Consider the following 17,189-nt stretch of genomic DNA (forward strand, 5'->3'; position numbering starts at 1 on the left):
GGGAGCAATAGAGCCAAATGCGATTGCCACCAGCACTTCCCGGCGTGGCGGCAGGTGGCTGCGTTCAAATCATCCTACCTCGGGAAGCGGCTTTCACGGCCAGCTATAGCATGGCATCCTCGACGGAAATTTCAGGAGCAGGGACCATGCGATACGCCAGTCTGTTTCTCGCCGTGCTGACTGCCGGAAGTCTGGCCCCGGCGGCGCTCCATGCCCAGACGGCGGGACACGTAACGGGCCTTGGCGGTGTCTTCGTCACCAGCAAGGATCCCAAAGCGCTGGCGAAATGGTACCGGGACATACTGGGGATCAAACTCGAACCCTGGGGCGGCGCGATATTGCGCTACGACGCGCCGGGCCATCCGCCGATGGCGCTGTGGAACGCAATGCCGGAAAACAGCGAGGAGATCGCCCCCTCGCATCGCGACTTCATGCTCAACTTCGCCGTCGACGATCTCGACGCCTTTATCGCCCGTATCGAGGCGAAAGGCGTCAAGCTCCTCAACCGCACCAGCGACCAGACCGGCAAGTTCGCGTGGATCCTCGATCCCGAAGGAACCAAGATCGAGTTCTGGCAGCCGCCGGCGAAATAGCCGCGCGCCGCCCCTCACCGCTCCTGCAATATCGCCGCCGCGCCCCCCGTTGCCGCCAGCGAAAGCGTAAGGTTGTCGCGGGCCTGGACCTGCCGGGTCTGGTCCTGCACCGCATCGGGCGTGGCGCCATCGCTCCACAGCCGCATTTCCGCGCCGTGGTTGCCCAGGAAGTCGAGCGGCACCGTCACCGTACGCGCAGTCTCGTTGTTCATGGCGCTCAGATACCAGGTTCGCCCCTTGCGCCGGGCGAGCACGATATACTCGCCGGTCGCGCCAGCGAGGAACCGGGTTTCGTCCCAGCTCGCCGGCACGTCGCGGATGAAATCGAACCCGGCCGGGCTCGCCGCATAGGTGTCGGGGCTGTCCGCCACTGCCGCCAGCGGCGAGAGATAGACGACATACATCGCCAGCCCGTGCGCGCGCGTCGTCTGGACCATCGGCAGATCGCTCCGCGGCCAGAACTTCGCCGGCGCGACGTTGCGGAAGCCGCCCGGCGTGTAATCCATCGGCCCCAGCAGCCCGCGCGTATAGGCGAGCATCACATTGTGCGTTGCCGTCGCCCGCCAGCTCCACTTGTTATATTCGGCGCCCATCACCCCTTCCTGGGTGATGAAATTGGGCCAGGTGCGCGTCAGCCCACGCGGCGGGAGCGCGCCGTGCAGATCGACCATCAGATGGTGGCGCGCGGCCGCGCCCAGCAGCTTCTGGTACCAGTTGACCATCCACTGGTCGTCGCGGTCCATGAAGTCGACCTTGATGCCGGCGATGCCCATCTTCTCGTAGAGCGTCAGGGCATCTTCCATCTGCTCGTCTATCGCCTGCCAGTGCGCCCACAGCCAAAGCCGCACCTTCTTCGCGCGGGCATAGTCGGCGACTTCCTGCAGGTTGATGGCATCGGCCCATTTGGTGACGTCAACGCCCGGCCGGCGCACGCCGCCACCGCCCGCGCCGGCATACCAGCCCTCGTCGATCATCGTGTAGGGAAAGCCGTTTGCGGCGGCGAAGTCGATGAACGCCTTGGCAACCGCCGTAGTGGTCCGCTGCCCGGGCAGCCTGGCGATCACCGGGCCGTTCCACCAGTCCCAAGCGGTCAGGCCGGGCTTGATCCAGCTCGTATCTTCGATCCGGCTCGGGCTCGACAGGCTGGTGAGCAGCGTCGATTCCTGGAGCTTGCCGAGCTGGTCCGCCAGCATCACCACGCGCCACGGCGTGACGATCGGGCTGCCGATGCGGGTGCGCACCGCGACGCGCGGGTCGTCGAGCGAGGGTGAAAGCTTGAGTTGCAGGCCCGGCCCGGCGCCATCGCTGCGCCCGGTCAGATACATGCCGGCAAAGTCGATCAGGTCTGCCTCGGCGATCGCGAACGCGCCCTTGCCCGTCTCGCAACTGAACGGCAGGTCGAACAGATTATGGTCGCGCAGCCGCGCAGTATCGACCGGGTCGAACTCGCCTTCGTGGCTCGACCCGAAATGGCCGACATTGAAGCCCCAGCATTTCCACGGCTGCGGGAAATAGAAGCCGGTGCGCTCGCCGCGTACCACGGCGCCGGCAGTCTGGGGCTGGACCGGAATGACGGTGCGCAACGCGACGCCGTCGTCATAGGCGCGCAGCACCAGATCCATCCGGCGCTTCGACCCGCTGCGTTCCTGCAGGTGGAGCGTCAGCTGGTTGTAATGGTCACGCCCCTCGGTCGCCTTGCCGACGACGATCGGATAGCGGGTATCAACGCTCGCCGTTTCGCTGCCGGTGACGGCGAAGGTATAGCCGAGCGTGTCGTCGGCGAAGTCGATCAGTACCGGCGACGGGGCGATCACCGTCTCGCCGCGCCGATCGACGCTGTAGAGCGCCGCGCCATTGGCCGCGAGCTGCACGCTGATCCGGTTGGTGCCGTCGGGCGACACGGCCTGCAGCGCCTGCGCGGCCGCCGGCGTGGCGGCAAGCAGCGCCAGTCCGCCGAGCAGCCTCTTCATGCGTGGAGAGCCTTCAGCACCGGCTCGATCACCGTCGCCATTGCGTCATAGCCGGCGACAGTGGGGTGCACTCCGTCATCGGCAAGCCCCGGCTTCATCGCGCCGGCCGCATCGCCCAGCACCGGGGTGTAATCAACCCAGGTCGCGCCGGTGGCACGGGCATGGTCCTTCAGCCACGCATTGATCGCCCGGATCGGCTCGACGACCGCCAGCCCCGGCCGCCACGGAAAATGGTCCGACGGCGGCACCGATGCCAGAATCACGCCAATGCCATGGGCCTTGGCCAGCGACGTCATCATCCGGAAGTTGTCGAAGCTCTGCTCCAGCGTCATCGGGCCGGTGTTGCCGGCAATGTCGTTGGTCCCGGCCATGATATGGACGAAGCGCGGCTTCAGATGCACGACATCGGCCATCATCCGCAGCACCATCTGCGGCGTGGTCTGACCGCTGATGCCGCGACACACCCGGCCGGGCGAGAAGAAGGTCGGCCGCTTCGATTTCCAGCCCTCGGTGATCGAATCGCCCATGAAGACGATGTTCACTTTCTCGCCAGTCGCGAGGATGCGGCGATTGTCCTCGGCATAACGGCTGAGTTCGGGCCAGTCCTGATGCAACAGGCGCTCCTTTCGCTGTTCCCATGTCTCTTGCGCCTGCGCCCGCACGCGGGCGAGCGGTGCGAACAAGGGCAACGCCAATGCGCCCCCCAGCAGTGAACGACGACCCAGTGCCATGCCTGAACTCCCCCAGATCAATGCAGCGAAGCGGCGCTCCCGCTCCGCACCGCCTTGGCGCGGCCCGCGGCGATCGCGAACCCGCACAGCACGATGTAGCATAGCCCCGGCACCACCAGCGCAAAGGCATAGCCGTGCAGGTCGGCCACCTTGCCGACCAGCAGCGGCAGCACCGCTCCGCCGACGATGGCGGTGCAGAGCAGGCCCGAGGTCGATTCCTCGCTGGCGGTCGAGCGCTCCAGCGTGAGCGTGAAGATCACCGGGAACATGATCGAGTTGAACAGCCCGATCGACAGCGCGACGAACCCGGCGGTGACGCCGCCCACCGCGAAGACATAGAAGCACATCGCCGCCGCAATCGCGGTGAACAGCGCCAGCAGCTTGTCGGCGCGCACCTTCGTCAGCAGCAGCGATCCGATCGCGCGGCCGACCATCGCCCCGCCCCAATAGAAGGCGACTGCCTTGCCGGCTTCCTGCAACGACACGCCATGCACGCCATCGCTGCCCATGAAATAGCCGAGCAGCGGCACCCCGAACGGCGCATCGGACTGGCCCCAGATGCTATTGTCGTTGAGGAACAGCGCCATCTGCGTGCCGATCGACACTTCGGCCCCGACATAGAGGAAAATCCCCAGCGCACCGAACAGTGCCCAGCGCGAGCTGAAGGCGGCCAGCAGCCCGCCCGACGCCGCCGGCGCCGGCGCCGGCGCCGACTGCGTCACCACACGGCGACTGACGAAGAAGAACACCGCGAGCACCGCGATAAGGCCGCAGAGCCACAGATAGGCCGTGTCGATGCCGGCGAGCGCCTGCGCGCGGACTTCCGGGGTCACCACCATGCCCTTCTTCACCTCGACGCCCTGCAGGAACAGGTGCGCGCCGAGCAGCGGGCCGAGGAACGTGCCGAACGAGTTGAAGGTCTGGCTGAGCACCAGCCGGAAATGGCTGCCCTTGGGATCGCCGAGCGCGGCGGCGAGCGGGTTTGCCGCCACCTGCAGCACGGTAATGCCGCTCGCCAGCACGAACAGGCCCAGCAGCACCAGCCAGTAATTGGCGAGGTTCGCCGCCGCCAGCATCAGCAGGCAGCCCGCGATCATCGTGCACAGCGCCAGCAGGATCGACGGCACCGCCTTCAGGCGCGAAACCAGTGCAGCCGCCGGCAGCGATACGACGAAATAGGCAAAGAAGAAGGCCGTGGCGCTTGCCTGCGCCTGGAAGTTGGTGAGGGTGAACACGCCCTTCACCGCCGCGACCAGCGGGTCGACCAGCGACGTGATGAAACCCCAGGCGAAGAACAGCGTAGTGACAGCGGCGAATGCCAATGTCGTCTGTGTAGAACGTGCGGTGCCCAAGCGATCCCTCTCCTTCGTTGCGGTGCGGACGCTTCCCGACAGCGTTGCCAAAGTCAAGCGCACGTCGTGGACTTTCGTGCTCGCACTCGACGATACGCTTCGCCTATAGGGGGGCGTTGGGTTAACGACGCGACGAGTGGAGTATAGCGCGTGGGCAAACGGATGACGGGCTGGTTGAGCAAGGGCGTTGCGGGCTGGGTGCTGGCGGGCATGGTCGCTTCGCCGCTGATGGCACAGACTGTGCCCGGCGCCACCCAGGCCCCCCGCCCGCGCCAGCAGGCACCGACGGCACCGACGACGGTGGAGCAGTTGCTGCCCCCCGCGCCGGTGGTGCAGGCCGCGCCGCTGCCGACGCTCAGCGCCGCGCAAGCCGCCGAGCTGACGCGCCTGCTCCCCGAAGCGGGTCTCGCCCAGGGTCTGCGGCGGATGAACAGCACGATCAGCCTGCCCCGCGACAATGACGGGCTGGTCCGTGCTGCACTGGATTATGCGCGGTCGGTGCATTCGGGCCGGCTGGACATCAGCGATTTCGACGAAAATTGGGGCCTGCGCCCTGCCCCCTATGACCCGCTGCCCGGCTTCACCGACGCAGTGAAGCGCGACAAGATCGCCGCCTGGATTCGCTCGCTGCCGCCGCCCTATGCCGGGTATGACGGGCTGGCGCGCGGCCTGGCGACCTATCGCGTGCTGATGGTACAGGGCGGCTGGTCGAAACTCGCCCCCGGTGCCGATCTCGCCAAGGGCAGCAGCGGCCCGCGCGTACTGGCGCTCCGCCGCCGCCTGGCGGTGGAGGACCGTAAGGTCGCGCTGGACGGCGACAAGTTCGACGACGATCTGCAGGCCGCCGTCGTGCGCGCCCAGATGCGCTATGGGCTGAAGCCCAGCGGCGTGGTTTCCACCCAGACGATGGCCGCGTTGAACGTGCCGGTCGAAGAGCGCGTCCGCCAGATCATGGCGAATATGGAACGCTGGCGCTGGATTCCGCGCGAACTGCCCGCCAAGCGCATTCAGGTGAACATCGCCGCAGCGGTGCTTACGGTATTCGACGGCGACACGCCGATCGCATCGATGAAGGCCGTGACCGGGCGACCGGGCAACGAAACGCCGATGCTCCAGTCGCGCATCCACTCGATCGTGATCAATCCGCCGTGGAACGTGCCCACGGGTATTGCCGCCAAGGAGCTATGGCCCAAGGGCGAGGCCTATCTGGCGCGCAACGGCTACAAGATCATCGGCACTGGCGCCAACCGCCGCCTGCAGCAACAAGCCGGCCCCAAGAGCGCGCTGGGCCGCTACAAGTTCGATTTCGACAATCCCTATGCCGTCTATCTGCACGACACGCCGGTCCAGTCCGGGTTCTCGGGCTATAGCCGGCTCGCCAGCCATGGCTGCGTGCGGCTGGAAAAGCCCGGCCCGCTCGCCGAACTGCTGCTGAAGAACGATCCCGCCTGGCAACCGCAGCAGATTGCCGATGCCGTCGCCAGCGGCGACACGCAGCGCGTGCGGCTGGCGGATCAGGATCAGGTCGCCGTCTATCTGCTGTACTGGACCGCCTTTATGGGCACCGACGGCGCCATGAACTTCCGCGACGATCCCTATGGCTGGGACAAGACCCTGGCCGACAAAATCGAAAAGCGCGCTGCCCTCACCAACGCGCCTGCCGCCTGACCAAAGCCTTTCCGGGGAATGACCATGAAGCACTTCCGCACTTTCGCTCTGCTGGCTGGCGCCGGCCTCACCCTCGCCGCCTGTGGCGGCAAGGACGACGCGCCTGCGCCCGACGCCAATGTCACCGCCATCACCGTGCCGGAAACGCCGGCGACCATGAACGTCAGCACCGAAGAACCGGCGCCGGCGCCCACCGCCAATGCCGCGCATGACGCCGAAGCGGCACCGCCGCCTGCCTTCAGCGATCAGGAGCAGACGCAAGCCGATGCAGCCGCAACCGGCATGACCTCGCGCGTTGATCGCAGCGAAGGCAATGACAGCGCGGGCCAGTAACATCCTGCCCTTTCGTCGCACCGCCGGCCCGGTATTCCGGGTCGGATGCGGCGTGCGCGTCGGGTAAGCCAGTGATCCCGCGCGCGCGCCTGCTGCTCTTTGCCTTCGGCGATTTCGCCTTCAATCTCTACTGGCAGAGCATCATGCTCTTCCTGCTGTTCTATTACACCGATGCGCTGGCGCTACCGGTGGAGACGGCGGCTGCCATTTACGCCGCCGCGACGATCTGGGACGGCATCGTCAACTTTCTTGTCGGCACCTGGGCCGACCGGCGGCCGGTACGAAGCGGCGAGGGACGGTTGATCGCGCTGGGCAGCGTCCCGCTGGGGCTGGCCTGCATCCTCACCTACCTGCCTCCGCCCCTGATGGGCAGCGGCGCGATTGCCTTTGTTCTGGGCGGCCACCTGCTGTTCCGCACCGCCTATGCCGCGGTCAACATTCCCTATCTGGCGATGACCGCACGGATCAGCAGCGACAGCGGCGACCGCGCCTTCGTCGCCGGTGCCCGCATGATCTTCGGCACCCTGGCCTGGGTGATCGTCGCGCGCGGGACCATCCCGCTCGGCGGCTGGCTGACCGGCAGCGGATCGGCGCGTGCCTATCTGGGCGCGGCGATCCTGTTCGCCACCATCGCCACGGCCATTCTGGTGCTGGTAGGCACCACCTATCGCGAACAGGTCCACCCGGTGAGCGCACCACCGCCCTCGCTGAAGCAGACCATGACGAGCCTGATTTCCAACCGCGCCTTCGTGACGCTGAACCTGGCAATGATGGCGACGCTGGTTGCGGTGACGCTGCTCAACAAGTCGGTCCTCTATTACTTCAAATATTTCCTCCATTCGGAAGCGGCGGGCCAGGCCGCGCTCGGCTGGATGGGGGTGGTGAGCGGGGTGGCCGTGGCGCTGTGGATGTTCCTGCAGCGGCGGATGGGTGCCCGGAACCTGTGGCTGACGGCGATCGCCCTGTGCAGCCTGGGGCTTGCGCTGTTCGCCGCCTTTCCGTTCGATCATGTTGCGGAAATGCAGATCTGGCTGGTGGCGATGCAGGCGGTGATCGTCGGTCTGCACTTCGCCTTCTGGGCAATGCTGCCCAACACGATCGAGTTTGGCGAGCGCACCACCGGACTGCGGGTCGAAGGCGCGGTGTTCGGCCTGGCGGCGCTGCTCCAGCGGGTGGCGATCGGCATTGCGACGGGCATTCTCGGCCTTGGCTTCGGCGCTGCGGGCTATGTCGCCAATACGGCCCAGAGCGCGGCGACGCTGGCTTCGATGCACTGGACCATCGCGATGGTGCCGTTCGTCTTCTTCGCGCTCGCCTTTCTGGCCATGCTCGGCAACCCGCTGCGGCACGGCACGCATGCGCGGCTTGTGCGCGAAATGCGCCAGCCCGAGGAATAAAGAAGCTTCCCAATCAATTATGGCGCAATGTTCATAAGCGCCTCTTTTACCCAACCACCGCGCGGCCTGTGGGTATTCCTTAATTGCATGAACGGTGAATTTTTCTACCGTACCGGGACAGTCAACACCCGGTTAACGCTAGGAAAATTATTCAAACGCTCCCGAAACAAACATACGTTAGAGCCCGCAGCAGAGGCTCCGATAGAGAAGCGCAGTGGGGGAGTGCCTTGCGCGATATTCCGTTCAGCCGATTAGAAGAATTCGTCAGCCTGAGTGACGCCGAGCGTGATCTGATCCGCGGGCTTTGCGGTACGGTGATGCGACTCGGTTCGAACCAGCGTCTCCACGCCCAGGGCCAGCCGATCAGCCGCATCTATCTGCTGGTCGATGGGTGGGTGACGAGTTCGGTCGAGTTTCCCGACGGGGGCCGCCAGATCATCAAGGTGCATTTGCCGGGCGATCTGCTCGGTGTGCCCAGCATCGCGCTGGAAAACGCAGCCGAGACGCTGACCGCCGTGACCGAGGCGGAAGTCCGCCCGATCCGTATCACCGATTTCGGCCGGATGCTGTTCGAACAGCCGCGCATGGCCGCCATCATGTTCCTGTTGTCGCAGCAGGAACGGGTGATGCTGATGGACCGGCTTGCCTCGATCGGTCGCAGCCGCTCGGTGAACCGCGTCGCCGCGCTGCTCGTGCATCTGTTCGACCGGCTTTCGGTAATCGATCCCGAACGCCAGCCGCGCCTCGAACTGCCGCTAACCCAGCTTGAGCTGGGGGAAATGCTGGGCATTACCCCGGTCCATATGAACCGCACGCTGCGGGAACTGGAAGAAACCGGCTATGTCCAGCGCAGCCGCAACAAGTTCGAGCTTCTCGACATTGGCGGATTGCGGCGGCTGGCAGCATTGCCGACGCACCGCTGGCGGCGACAGCCAGACTGGATGCGCGACTAAGGGCCTGAGGGCTCTAGGCCGAGTTCGGCCACTACTTCGGCAATATCGGTGCCTTCGCGCACGATCAGCCATTCGCGCGCCTTTGCGCCGTTGACGACCGTGACAGACCCGCGCGGGCACACGCCCAGGCACTTGGTCTCGATAATGCCCAGTTCGGCCTTGCGCCCCTTTTTCAGGCCCAGAAACTTACGCAAGGCCTTGGCCAGCCGGGTCTTGCCGCGCGGCCCGAACCCGCCGCCCAGCTTGCGGGAGCATTTCCCGCAGACCAGCACCGTATTCGACCAGTTGGAGCGTACCAGCGGGGTCAACGGGGCTTCCATTGCCGCCGGTCTTCGGCGGCCTTCAGCACGTCATACGCCGCCTGGATCGCCTGGAAACGCTTCGCCGCTTCGGCATCGCCGGGGCGAACATCGGGGTGGTTGACCTTGGCCAGCCGCCGCCAGGCACTCCGCACTGCCTCGAAATCGGCGTCGACCTCCAGTTCCAGCACTTCCAGCGCGCGCATCTCGTCGCGCGAACGGCTGCCATCGCCCGGCCCTGCCCAGCTCTTGTAGCTCGATTCGGCATAGCCCGAAGCATCGCGCCGCTCATTGGCCTCGCGCCGCGCGGCCTCTTCGGCGCTCAGCCCGGCAAAATAGTCCCAGTTGCGATTATATTCGCCGGCATGCTCTTCGCAGAAATACCAGCGCTCCGGGCTGTTCGGCGCCTTGGGCGCGGGCCGGTCGCCGGGCCGGTCACAGCCTTCGCGGTCGCACAGGCGCACGCGCGCGGCCTCACGCTCGCTGCCATATTCGCGCCAGCGCGGGAAACCCCAGTCCATCGATCGCGTCTGTCGCGCCATAGCCCCGCAGATAAGGGCGCCCGCCGCCAAAGGCCAGAGGGCGCCGCGTGCAGTGCAAAAAACGAAATGCCAGAGGGCCTGTAAGCCGGGTTCTGTCCCCCCTCGAAAGGGATAGGCGACCATTCCTCTACGCGACGGATCGCTCCGCCGCTCCAGCAACCAACCCGGACGACGCGCCGGAACGAGGCGCATGTGCCGTCCCTATTCGGTCTTGCTCCCGGTGGGGTTTACCAAGCCGCTTCCGTTACCGGTCGCGCGGTGCGCTCTTGCCGCACCCTTTCACCCTTACCCTCAACCCCGTGCCGAAGCGCGGGGCCAGCGGGCGGTCTGCTCTCTGTGGCACTTTCCCTGGGGTCGCCCCCGGCGGGCATTACCCGCCACCGTCGTTCCGTGGAGCCCGGACTTTCCTCCCCCTGCTATACAGCAGGCGGCGGCCGCCCGGCCCTCTGGCGGGGCCGGTCTAGCGGCTAATCGCGCCAGCGCAAGCGATTAGCCGCGGCTCGTGTCTTGCGACGGTGCCGGCGCGGTGGGCGCGGCAGACGGCGCGGGCGCCATATCGGCGGACGCAGCAGCCGGCGCAGACACGCTATCCGTCGACACAGACGATGCCGATACTTCCGGGGCTGCCGCGCTCTGCCGGGGAGCGCTGTCGCTGCCGGACTGCGCCTCGACTGCCGCTGCGTGCCGGTCCTTTGCCGCATCACCGTCCTGCGCAGCGTCGGCAGCGGCCTTTGCCTTCGCCTTGGCGGCGTCCTCGGCTTCCTTGCTCTTGCGGTCCGCCTCGGCCGCGTCTTCCTTCGCGACCTTCTCGTCCGCAGCCGGTGCCACCGCCGCCACGGCAGTACCCCAGGCCTGCACCTCGATCCGCCACTGCGTCGCATGGGCGCCGCCGGCAATGGCGGCGCGCCGATAATCGGACGAGACGCTGATCACATTATCGGCACCATTGACGCGCGCCGCGCGATGCAGCGCGGCAGCAGCCTCGGCCGCTGTCGGCGCATTGATCGCCTCGACACCCGGCCCCTTGTCATCACCGCGCACCACACCGGTCATACGCACATGCACCGGCCCGATCGGCGCCATCGAAGGACGAATCGAAGTCACGGCTTACACCTCCGTACTCCTATACATCATCCTTTACTTGACGGACGGTAAGATAGACTGGTGAAATCGGCAGTAACGCTACTGCGCCATTCAGTCATCGCCCTGCGGCTTCGGCAGCAACAGCGCGAGCAGCAGGCAGCGGCACTCCATGTCGATCTCCCCGTCGATCATTTCAGGGCGAAACCGGCGCTGAAAGGCAGTTACCGCCGCCTGCGGATCGGTAACGTCATAGCCGAACCGCTCCAGCGCGAGCATGAAACCGGCATCGGGCCAGCCGGGATCGACCAGATTGCGCGTGGGCCGGGGCAGCGCCAGCCGGAGGCGGGCAAGCGCGTGCCAGTTGAACAGCTCGCCCGGATCCTGCTTGCGCGCCGGCGCGACATCGGAATGGCCGACGACATTGCCGCGCGTGATGCCATGGCGATCCTTGATCTCGGCCACCAGCGGGATCAGCGCTCCCATCTGTGCGTCGGTGAAAGGGCGATAGCCGAACTCGTGGCCGGGATTGACGATCTCGATCCCGACCGAGGCCGAATTGACATCGGTGATGCCGCGCCAATGCGAACGCCCGGCATGCCAGGCCCGCTTTTCCTCCAGAACCAGCCGAAAGATCGTGCCGTCTTCCTCGACCAGATAATGGGCCGACACCTTCGCCTCCGGGTCGCGCAGCCGCGCCAGCGCCGCCTCGCCGCTTTCCATCCCGGTATAGTGCAGCACGATCATACTGACCGGCAAAGCCCGCTCGTCGAAATTGGAAGAGGGAGCGTCGACGATCGAAAGGCCGCTGGTCATGCCCTTGTGTAGGATGGCGGCGCGCGCTTGGGAACTACCCCCCGCTCAGCCGAAAGCGCTGATAACCGGCGCGGCGCCTTCGACCGCACGATAGCAGCCGCGATGCGCATCGCAGGGGGTGAAATGCTCGGTCAGGCCGATCACGGTCTCGCCCGCGCCCAGCACGAGCAGCGTGCCCGGGCGGGTGGCAGTCGCGAGCCGGTCGAACACATGCCGACGCATCGACAGCGAGAAATAGAGCAGCACGTTGCGGCACAGGATGATGTCGAACCGCCCCGGCGGCGGTGCATCGGTCGTCAGGTTCTGCTGGCGGAACTGTACCTTGCGCGTCAGTTCGGGCTTGGCGACCCAGTCACCGCCGACCGTGTCGAACCAGGCGACCATCCGCCGCACCGGCAGGCCACGCTGGATTTCGAACTGCGAATAATGGCCCGCCCGCGCCTTGGCGAGCGCGGTCTGCGACACATCGCTCGCCACGATCTCCGGCATATGGCCGCCGAACGCTTCGAGCTGTTCGGAAAACAGCATCGCCAGCGACAGGGGCTCCTGCCCCGTCGAACAGCCCGCGCACCAGATCCGCAGGCGCCGCCCGCCGAGCTCGGAATGCATCGCCCGCGCAGCATCCACCACCATGTCGAGCACGGCGACATCCCGGAAAAAGCTGGTTTCCTGATTCAGCAGTGCATCTACCACCTTGTCTGCAAGCTCCCCCGTTCTTGCACCAATCAGCTTTGCAGCCAGTTCGTCGAGCGTGGCGAGGCCGCATTCGCGTAAAAGCGGTTTCAGCGCCGTTTCGATCCGCCAGCTACGATTCGCGGCGATTTGCTGCCCGGTCCGCTGTTCGAGCAAGGCGCCGATCAACTGCATCGCGCCGCTTGCAACGGACGGGCTGGTGCCATGGCCGATCATCGCTGGCTGCCCCCCCGCGCGATCAGCCTGCCGATCTCTTCAGGCGCGAGCACGGCATGGGCACGGCCCGCATTGGCGACCGCGCCGGGCATGCCCCACACCACCGAGCTCGCCTGATCCTGCACCAGCACGCGCGCGCCGGCATCCGCCAGGTGGCGTGTGCCTTCGCACCCGTCGCGGCCCATGCCGCTCAGCACCACCCCCAGCGCGCGATTGCCATACACTTCGGCCAGGGTTTCGAACATCGGATCGACCGAGGGCATGCAGCCGCTCTGCGCCCATTCGGTGCTCAGCCGTATCGCCGCGCCGTCAGAGGTGCGCACAATGCGCAGATGCGCCTCCCCCGGCGCGACATAGATGCGGCCGGGCCGGATGCGGGTGCGGTCCGCCGCCACTTCGCACGGCCGCCCGCCCAGCACCGCAAGCTGCGTGGCGAAATAGCCCATGAACGAGGGCGGCAAATGCTGCGTCACCAGAATGGGCAACTGGAAGCTCAGCGGAATCGCCCGCAGCAACTGGCTGAGCGCGTGGATGCCGCCGGTCGAGGCACCGATCGCGACGATATCGAACGGCTCCAGCACCACCGCCGGCGGGATCATGCGCGGCGCTGAGAGCGGCCCCGGCGCCGGCGCTCCAGCGGGCTTGTCGAGCAGCCGCGCGAGCCGTTCTTCGAGCACTTCGGCAAAACGCCCGCCAAAGGCGCCGATGCCGGGCTTCACCAGCGTATCCGCCGCCCCCAGCGCCAGCGCCTGCACCGTCGTCGCCGCCCCCTCATCTGCGGAGGAAGAGACGATCAGCACCTTTGCGCCCCTGCCCGCCGCGACGACATCGGGCAGTGCCGTCAGGCCGTCGATGCCGGGCATTTCGATGTCGAGCAGGACGATTTCGACCTGATGAGTCTTGAGATAGTCGAGCGCGGCACGCACGTCGCTCAGCGCCTCGGCCACGCGGAAGCGGCGCGTCCCTTCCACCATGCGGCCAAGCACCGACCGCGCGACGACCGAGTCGTCGACGATCAGCACGCGCGCAAATGCACCTGGCAAAGCGGTTGCTGCCGCACCTGCCAGGGGTAGAGGTTCCGCCACCCGTTGCTCTCCCGGGATTGATCCGGCCGATGCCGGAGAAGTTCAGGCCACGCCGACGATCTGCAGCTTGCTTTCCAGCGTTTCGCGATCGAACGGCTTCATCACATATTCGTCGGCACCCGCCTCGATTGCAGCGCGGATATAGGCCATGCCGTTCTCAGTGGTGCAGAACACCACCTTCGGGCGGCGGGCCAGCCCCGCATCCTTCAGCGCGCGCAGGAAATCCATGCCGCTCATCACCGGCATGTTCCAGTCGAGCAGAATCACGTCCGGCGGCGTCGCCAGGCACGAATCGAGTGCCTCGCGGCCGTCACCGGCCTCGCGCACTTCGAAATCAAGCGTCTCGAGGATGTGTCGGGCAACCTTTCGGATCACCTTCGAGTCGTCCACGACCAGGCACGTTTTCATGCTACCCTTTTCCCCGTTGCAAGCGGCTTTGCGCCTGCTTCTGCCTTGCAAGGTGTAAGCGTCCCGTTAATCGCATTGCTCATGCCAGCACCGCCGAAGCCGGCACCAGCGCGGCAAGGTCGATCACCAGAATCGGTTCGCCGTCGCGTTCCACCAGCCCGCGCCCCGCGCTGCGCCACGCCGCATCGAGCGCGATCCCGCTGGCAAGCGGCCGCAGCTCGAACGGCGCCACATCGTCCAGCGCATCCACCAGCAAGGCATAATGGTGCCCGTCGACCAGCGTGATCACGGCGCGCCTGGCCGCGCTGCCGCCGGGCAGGCCGAGCGCGGCCTGGGTATCGACCACCGTAACCACCCGACTGCGCAGCGCCGCCAACCCGCGCACCTGATGCGAGGCACGTGGCACCGCCGTCACTTCGCCGATGTCGACGACCGATTCGACCTGATCCGAATCGATGGCCACCGTGCGCCCGGCGATCTGGGCGATCAGATAAAGATGCTGCATCAGCGCCCCGCCTTTCCGGCGACCCGCGCCTCGAGTGCCGCCAGCAGCCCGGCGCGATCATAGCGATACACGCTGTCGTCGGACGGATCGCCCTGGCGGCGTCGGCGCAACCGGACGACCGGCGCCCCGCCGGCACCGCCACCGGGCATGTCGTCGCTGCGCAGTACGACCGCGGGCACTTCGCCAGGCGCCAGCGCCGTTGCGACGCGATAGCCCGCAGCTTCCAGCAGCGGCCGCACAAATGAGGCCATCCAGCCGTCATCATCGCCCGCCATCAGGCACAGCGGGGCGTGCGGTGCCATGTCGCGATCGGCATGTTCGTCGAACACCCACAGCGCGTCGAGCAGTTCGACCTGCTCATTCTCGATCAGCGCGACGCCTGCTACCGGCCCGGGCATCCGCGCCGGCACCAGATCGTGCGGCAAGGTGATGATGTCGAGCGCTTCGTCGATCGCATAGCCGACCTCGGCCATATCGTCCTTCAGCCGCAGTACGCTCAGCTTTTCGCGGCCTTCAAGCCGGCCTTGCATCGCCAGCGGCACGATCCGCCCGTCGATTGCCAGGCGATAGCCCCCGGCGGTAAAGCGCACCTGCCCCGCCACGATCTGCTCGACCCGGTCGACCGCCGCGAGCGGCACCGCACGCCGGGCGCCATCCAGATCGCGGAACAGCAGCGCGGGCAGGCCGGGCACTTCCTGTTCCACCTCGGCTTCGACAAAGGCTTCGTTCAGGTCGCGGCTGAAATCCAGACCCGCCACCCGCGCCATGCCGGCGCAATCGAGCAGCAGCATCGGCAGCCCCGAATCGGGCAGCGTCTGGCCGGCATAGATGCCCGTGGACATCACGGCGGGCGAGGCCGGCTTGATCACCAGTTCCTCATTGTCGATCACTGTGTCGACGGCGAGCGCGTAGCTGCCCGCCCCCAGCCCGACGATCGCCAGCATGCGCGGCGCCTCCTCCGATGCCCGCGCCCCCCCCAGCAGCGCCGAAAGGTCGAGCAGCGGCATCCGCCGTTCGCGCACGGTGGCGATGGCGGTATCGCCCAGCATGTCGATGCGGATCGCCTCGCCGCGTTCGCTGACGATTTCCTCGATCGACTGGCGCGAGATCGCGAAGCGCTGCGCGCCCACCCCGACGATGATCGCCGGAATGATCGACAGCGTCAGCGGCACATGGATGGCGATGCGCAGGCCCTTGCCCGGCGTGTTGTCCAGTTCGATGCGGCCGCCGATCTGGTCGACGCTGGCCTTGACCACATCCATGCCGACGCCGCGCCCGCTGACTTCGGAAACGATGTCGCGGCTCGACAGCCCCGGGTGGAACATCAGCTCCAGCTTGGCCTTTTCGGGCAGCGCCAGCAATTCGCGTTCGCTCCGCACACCACTGGTGGCCAGCTTCTTGATCAGCCGGCCGGTATCGACGCCCCGCCCGTCGTCGGCGATCTCGACAATGATCTGGTTGCCCGACTGGCGCGCGGCGACGGTCAGACGCCCGCTTTCGCGCTTGCCGGCGGCGCGGCGTTCTGCGGGGCTTTCAATGCCATGGTCGATGGCATTGCGGATGATGTGCACCAGCGGATCGCGCATCACCTCGATCATCTCGCGGTCCAGCTCGACTTCCGATCCGTCGATCTGCAGCAGCACTGCCTTGCCGAGGCCCGCGGCCGTATCGCGCACCATCCGCGGCAGGGCGGAAAACAGCGCGTCGATCTTTTGCATGCGGGTGCGCGTCACGGTGTCGCGCATTTCGCCGACCGTCAGCGAAAGCCGCTCCAGTGCTGCCTCCACCGTCGGGTCGATGTCACCCAGTCGCAGTCGGCGGGCGAGCTCGTTGCGCGCCAGCACCATTTCCGACATGCCGCTCATCATCCGGTCGAGCAGGTCGACGTTCAGCCGCACGCTACGCGACGGGGCGCGCTGGGATACGGCAGGGGCCGCGGCGGCGATCTGCTCCGATCCCTCCTTCAGCGCGGCGATCAGCAGCTCCTCGCCGCTATGGTCGAGCGCGGCGCCGGCATCGATTGCCTCGACGATCTCGCCGATCCGGTCGACCACCGCCAGCACCGCATTGACCAGCGCCCGGTCGGGCACCCGCTCGCCGCTGCGGACCTGTGCCAGCACGTCCTCGGCGGCATGGGCCAGCCGCTCGAGCCGCGGGAGATCGAGAAAGCCGCAGCTACCCTTCACGGTGTGGACGAAGCGGAAAATCGCATCCAGCCGCGCGCTGTCCTCCGGATGGGCTTCCCAGGCGACGATCTCGCCCGAAAGAGCCTCCAGCGTCTCGCGCGTCTCGGCGATGAAGTCCTGCAGCAGGTCGTCCATGGGGCCCCAATGGAAATTCCAGGACTGTCATGCGGGCAAGAGGGTTAATTCCGGGTTAGGGGCGCGGCAGAATTGCGAAGCGTCCCGCCTGTCCTCACCGCGTACGCCAGCGACCTTGCCGTCGCGGCTCGCGATATCGCCACCGACCGGCTAGCATTACAGTTGCGTTTTTGATCGAACATGTGACCGTTGTGCGGCGGCTTGGTGGGCCCGTCGCCAGCATGACC

The 17,189-nt window shown here is 66.6% G+C and carries 17 protein-coding genes and 1 other RNA gene; 5 read left to right on the forward strand and 13 right to left on the reverse strand.

The genetic code is table 11. The features are described 5' to 3' along the window. Positions 1-146: 146 nt before the first annotated feature. Positions 147-593 carry a VOC family protein gene (locus ACT53K_RS16715; protein WP_476229849.1) on the forward strand — a complete coding sequence of 149 codons (447 nt, stop codon included), beginning with the start codon at positions 147-149 and terminating at the stop codon, positions 591-593. Positions 594-607: 14 nt separating this feature from the next. Here the strand turns inward: ACT53K_RS16715 and ACT53K_RS16720 are convergent, their stop codons facing one another. The 3 genes from ACT53K_RS16720 to ACT53K_RS16730 are packed head-to-tail and all read right to left on the reverse strand — an operon-like array spanning position 608 to position 4,646. Further along, positions 608-2,563 carry a glycoside hydrolase family 97 protein gene (locus ACT53K_RS16720; RefSeq protein WP_476229850.1) on the reverse strand — a complete coding sequence of 652 codons (1,956 nt, stop codon included), beginning with the start codon at positions 2,561-2,563 and terminating at the stop codon, positions 608-610. Continuing rightward, a complete protein-coding gene (locus tag ACT53K_RS16725; RefSeq protein ID WP_476229851.1) occupies positions 2,560-3,294 on the reverse strand; it encodes a GDSL-type esterase/lipase family protein in 735 nt (244 codons plus the stop codon). Before ACT53K_RS16725 ends, ACT53K_RS16720 begins: the two co-directional genes overlap by 4 nt. A 17-nt stretch (positions 3,295-3,311) precedes the next feature. Further along, positions 3,312-4,646, reverse strand: a complete 1,335-nt coding sequence (locus ACT53K_RS16730) for an MFS transporter (protein ID WP_476229852.1) — start codon at positions 4,644-4,646, stop codon at positions 3,312-3,314. 162 nt (positions 4,647-4,808) lie between these two features. On the opposite strand from ACT53K_RS16730, the gene ACT53K_RS16735 reads away from it, so the two are divergent. The 4 genes from ACT53K_RS16735 to ACT53K_RS16750 all read left to right on the forward strand — a co-directional run bounded on the left by ACT53K_RS16735 (position 4,809) and on the right by ACT53K_RS16750 (position 8,997). Further along, positions 4,809-6,314 (forward strand): L,D-transpeptidase family protein, encoded by a 1,506-nt coding sequence (locus tag ACT53K_RS16735; protein WP_476229853.1) that lies wholly within the window; start codon positions 4,809-4,811, stop codon positions 6,312-6,314. A gap of 24 nt (positions 6,315-6,338) precedes the next feature. Next, positions 6,339-6,647 carry a hypothetical protein gene (locus tag ACT53K_RS16740; RefSeq protein ID WP_476229854.1) on the forward strand — a complete coding sequence of 103 codons (309 nt, stop codon included), beginning with the start codon at positions 6,339-6,341 and terminating at the stop codon, positions 6,645-6,647. A 71-nt stretch (positions 6,648-6,718) separates the two neighbouring features. Further along, the gene (locus tag ACT53K_RS16745; protein ID WP_476229855.1) at positions 6,719-8,044 is read left to right on the forward strand and encodes an MFS transporter; all 1,326 of its coding nucleotides are present in this window, start codon (positions 6,719-6,721) and stop codon (positions 8,042-8,044) included. A gap of 227 nt (positions 8,045-8,271) precedes the next feature. Further along, positions 8,272-8,997 (forward strand): Crp/Fnr family transcriptional regulator, encoded by a 726-nt coding sequence (locus ACT53K_RS16750; RefSeq protein WP_476229856.1) that lies wholly within the window; start codon positions 8,272-8,274, stop codon positions 8,995-8,997. Here ACT53K_RS16750 and ACT53K_RS16755 read toward each other — a convergent pair. The 10 genes from ACT53K_RS16755 to ACT53K_RS16800 form a co-directional block, all read right to left on the reverse strand. Beyond that, on the reverse strand, positions 8,994-9,317 hold the full coding sequence (locus ACT53K_RS16755) for a (2Fe-2S) ferredoxin domain-containing protein (protein WP_476229857.1): 324 nt from the start codon (positions 9,315-9,317) through the stop codon (positions 8,994-8,996). The two genes, ACT53K_RS16750 and ACT53K_RS16755, sit on opposite strands and share 4 nt — an antisense overlap. Further along, positions 9,302-9,838 carry a J domain-containing protein gene (locus ACT53K_RS16760; RefSeq protein WP_476229858.1) on the reverse strand — a complete coding sequence of 179 codons (537 nt, stop codon included), beginning with the start codon at positions 9,836-9,838 and terminating at the stop codon, positions 9,302-9,304. The genes ACT53K_RS16755 and ACT53K_RS16760 overlap by 16 nt, the downstream gene beginning before the upstream one ends. Before the next feature lie 65 nt (positions 9,839-9,903). Further along, an RNA gene (rnpB, locus tag ACT53K_RS16765) (RNase P RNA component class A) lies at positions 9,904-10,288 on the reverse strand. A 39-nt stretch (positions 10,289-10,327) separates the two neighbouring features. After that, a complete protein-coding gene (locus ACT53K_RS16770) occupies positions 10,328-10,942 on the reverse strand; it encodes a hypothetical protein (RefSeq protein ID WP_476229859.1) in 615 nt (204 codons plus the stop codon). A 90-nt stretch (positions 10,943-11,032) separates the two neighbouring features. Further along, entirely contained in the window at positions 11,033-11,734 is a 702-nt protein-coding gene (locus ACT53K_RS16775; RefSeq protein ID WP_476229860.1) for an N-acetylmuramoyl-L-alanine amidase, read from the reverse strand. Positions 11,735-11,779: 45 nt separating this feature from the next. After that, positions 11,780-12,643, reverse strand: coding sequence for a CheR family methyltransferase (locus ACT53K_RS16780; protein ID WP_476229861.1), 864 nt, complete (start codon positions 12,641-12,643; stop codon positions 11,780-11,782). After that, positions 12,640-13,617 (reverse strand): chemotaxis protein CheB, encoded by a 978-nt coding sequence (locus ACT53K_RS16785; protein ID WP_476229869.1) that lies wholly within the window; start codon positions 13,615-13,617, stop codon positions 12,640-12,642. The genes ACT53K_RS16780 and ACT53K_RS16785 overlap by 4 nt, the downstream gene beginning before the upstream one ends. 153 nt (positions 13,618-13,770) lie before the next feature. Next, the gene (locus ACT53K_RS16790) at positions 13,771-14,136 is read right to left on the reverse strand and encodes a response regulator (RefSeq protein WP_476229862.1); all 366 of its coding nucleotides are present in this window, start codon (positions 14,134-14,136) and stop codon (positions 13,771-13,773) included. Positions 14,137-14,215: 79 nt separating this feature from the next. Beyond that, positions 14,216-14,641: a chemotaxis protein CheW gene (locus ACT53K_RS16795; protein WP_476229863.1), complete on the reverse strand. Its 426-nt coding sequence runs from the start codon at positions 14,639-14,641 to the stop codon at positions 14,216-14,218. Then, entirely contained in the window at positions 14,641-16,962 is a 2,322-nt protein-coding gene (locus tag ACT53K_RS16800; protein WP_476229864.1) for a chemotaxis protein CheA, read from the reverse strand. Before ACT53K_RS16800 ends, ACT53K_RS16795 begins: the two co-directional genes overlap by 1 nt. Between the last annotated feature and the right edge of the window lie 227 nt (positions 16,963-17,189).

This window comes from Sphingomonas sp. DMC8, from assembly GCF_056314185.1.

Bases quoted from the DNA above. Each gene is read 5' to 3' on its own strand.
- ACT53K_RS16760 (WP_476229858.1), bottom strand. From the start codon at position 9,838: ATGGCGCGACAGACGCGATCGATGGACTGGGGTTTCCCGCGCTGGCGC.
- ACT53K_RS16800 (WP_476229864.1), bottom strand. From the start codon at position 16,962: ATGGACGACCTGCTGCAGGACTTCATCGCCGAGACGCGCGAGACGCTG.
- ACT53K_RS16790 (WP_476229862.1), bottom strand. From the start codon at position 14,136: ATGAAAACGTGCCTGGTCGTGGACGACTCGAAGGTGATCCGAAAGGTT.
- ACT53K_RS16715 (WP_476229849.1), top strand. From the start codon at position 147: ATGCGATACGCCAGTCTGTTTCTCGCCGTGCTGACTGCCGGAAGTCTG.
- ACT53K_RS16735 (WP_476229853.1), top strand. From the start codon at position 4,809: ATGACGGGCTGGTTGAGCAAGGGCGTTGCGGGCTGGGTGCTGGCGGGC.
- ACT53K_RS16795 (WP_476229863.1), bottom strand. From the start codon at position 14,641: ATGCAGCATCTTTATCTGATCGCCCAGATCGCCGGGCGCACGGTGGCC.
- ACT53K_RS16780 (WP_476229861.1), bottom strand. From the start codon at position 12,643: ATGATCGGCCATGGCACCAGCCCGTCCGTTGCAAGCGGCGCGATGCAG.
- ACT53K_RS16740 (WP_476229854.1), top strand. From the start codon at position 6,339: ATGAAGCACTTCCGCACTTTCGCTCTGCTGGCTGGCGCCGGCCTCACC.
- ACT53K_RS16755 (WP_476229857.1), bottom strand. From the start codon at position 9,317: ATGGAAGCCCCGTTGACCCCGCTGGTACGCTCCAACTGGTCGAATACG.
- ACT53K_RS16775 (WP_476229860.1), bottom strand. From the start codon at position 11,734: ATGACCAGCGGCCTTTCGATCGTCGACGCTCCCTCTTCCAATTTCGAC.
- ACT53K_RS16785 (WP_476229869.1), bottom strand. From the start codon at position 13,617: ATGGTGGAAGGGACGCGCCGCTTCCGCGTGGCCGAGGCGCTGAGCGAC.
- ACT53K_RS16725 (WP_476229851.1), bottom strand. From the start codon at position 3,294: ATGGCACTGGGTCGTCGTTCACTGCTGGGGGGCGCATTGGCGTTGCCC.
- ACT53K_RS16720 (WP_476229850.1), bottom strand. From the start codon at position 2,563: ATGAAGAGGCTGCTCGGCGGACTGGCGCTGCTTGCCGCCACGCCGGCG.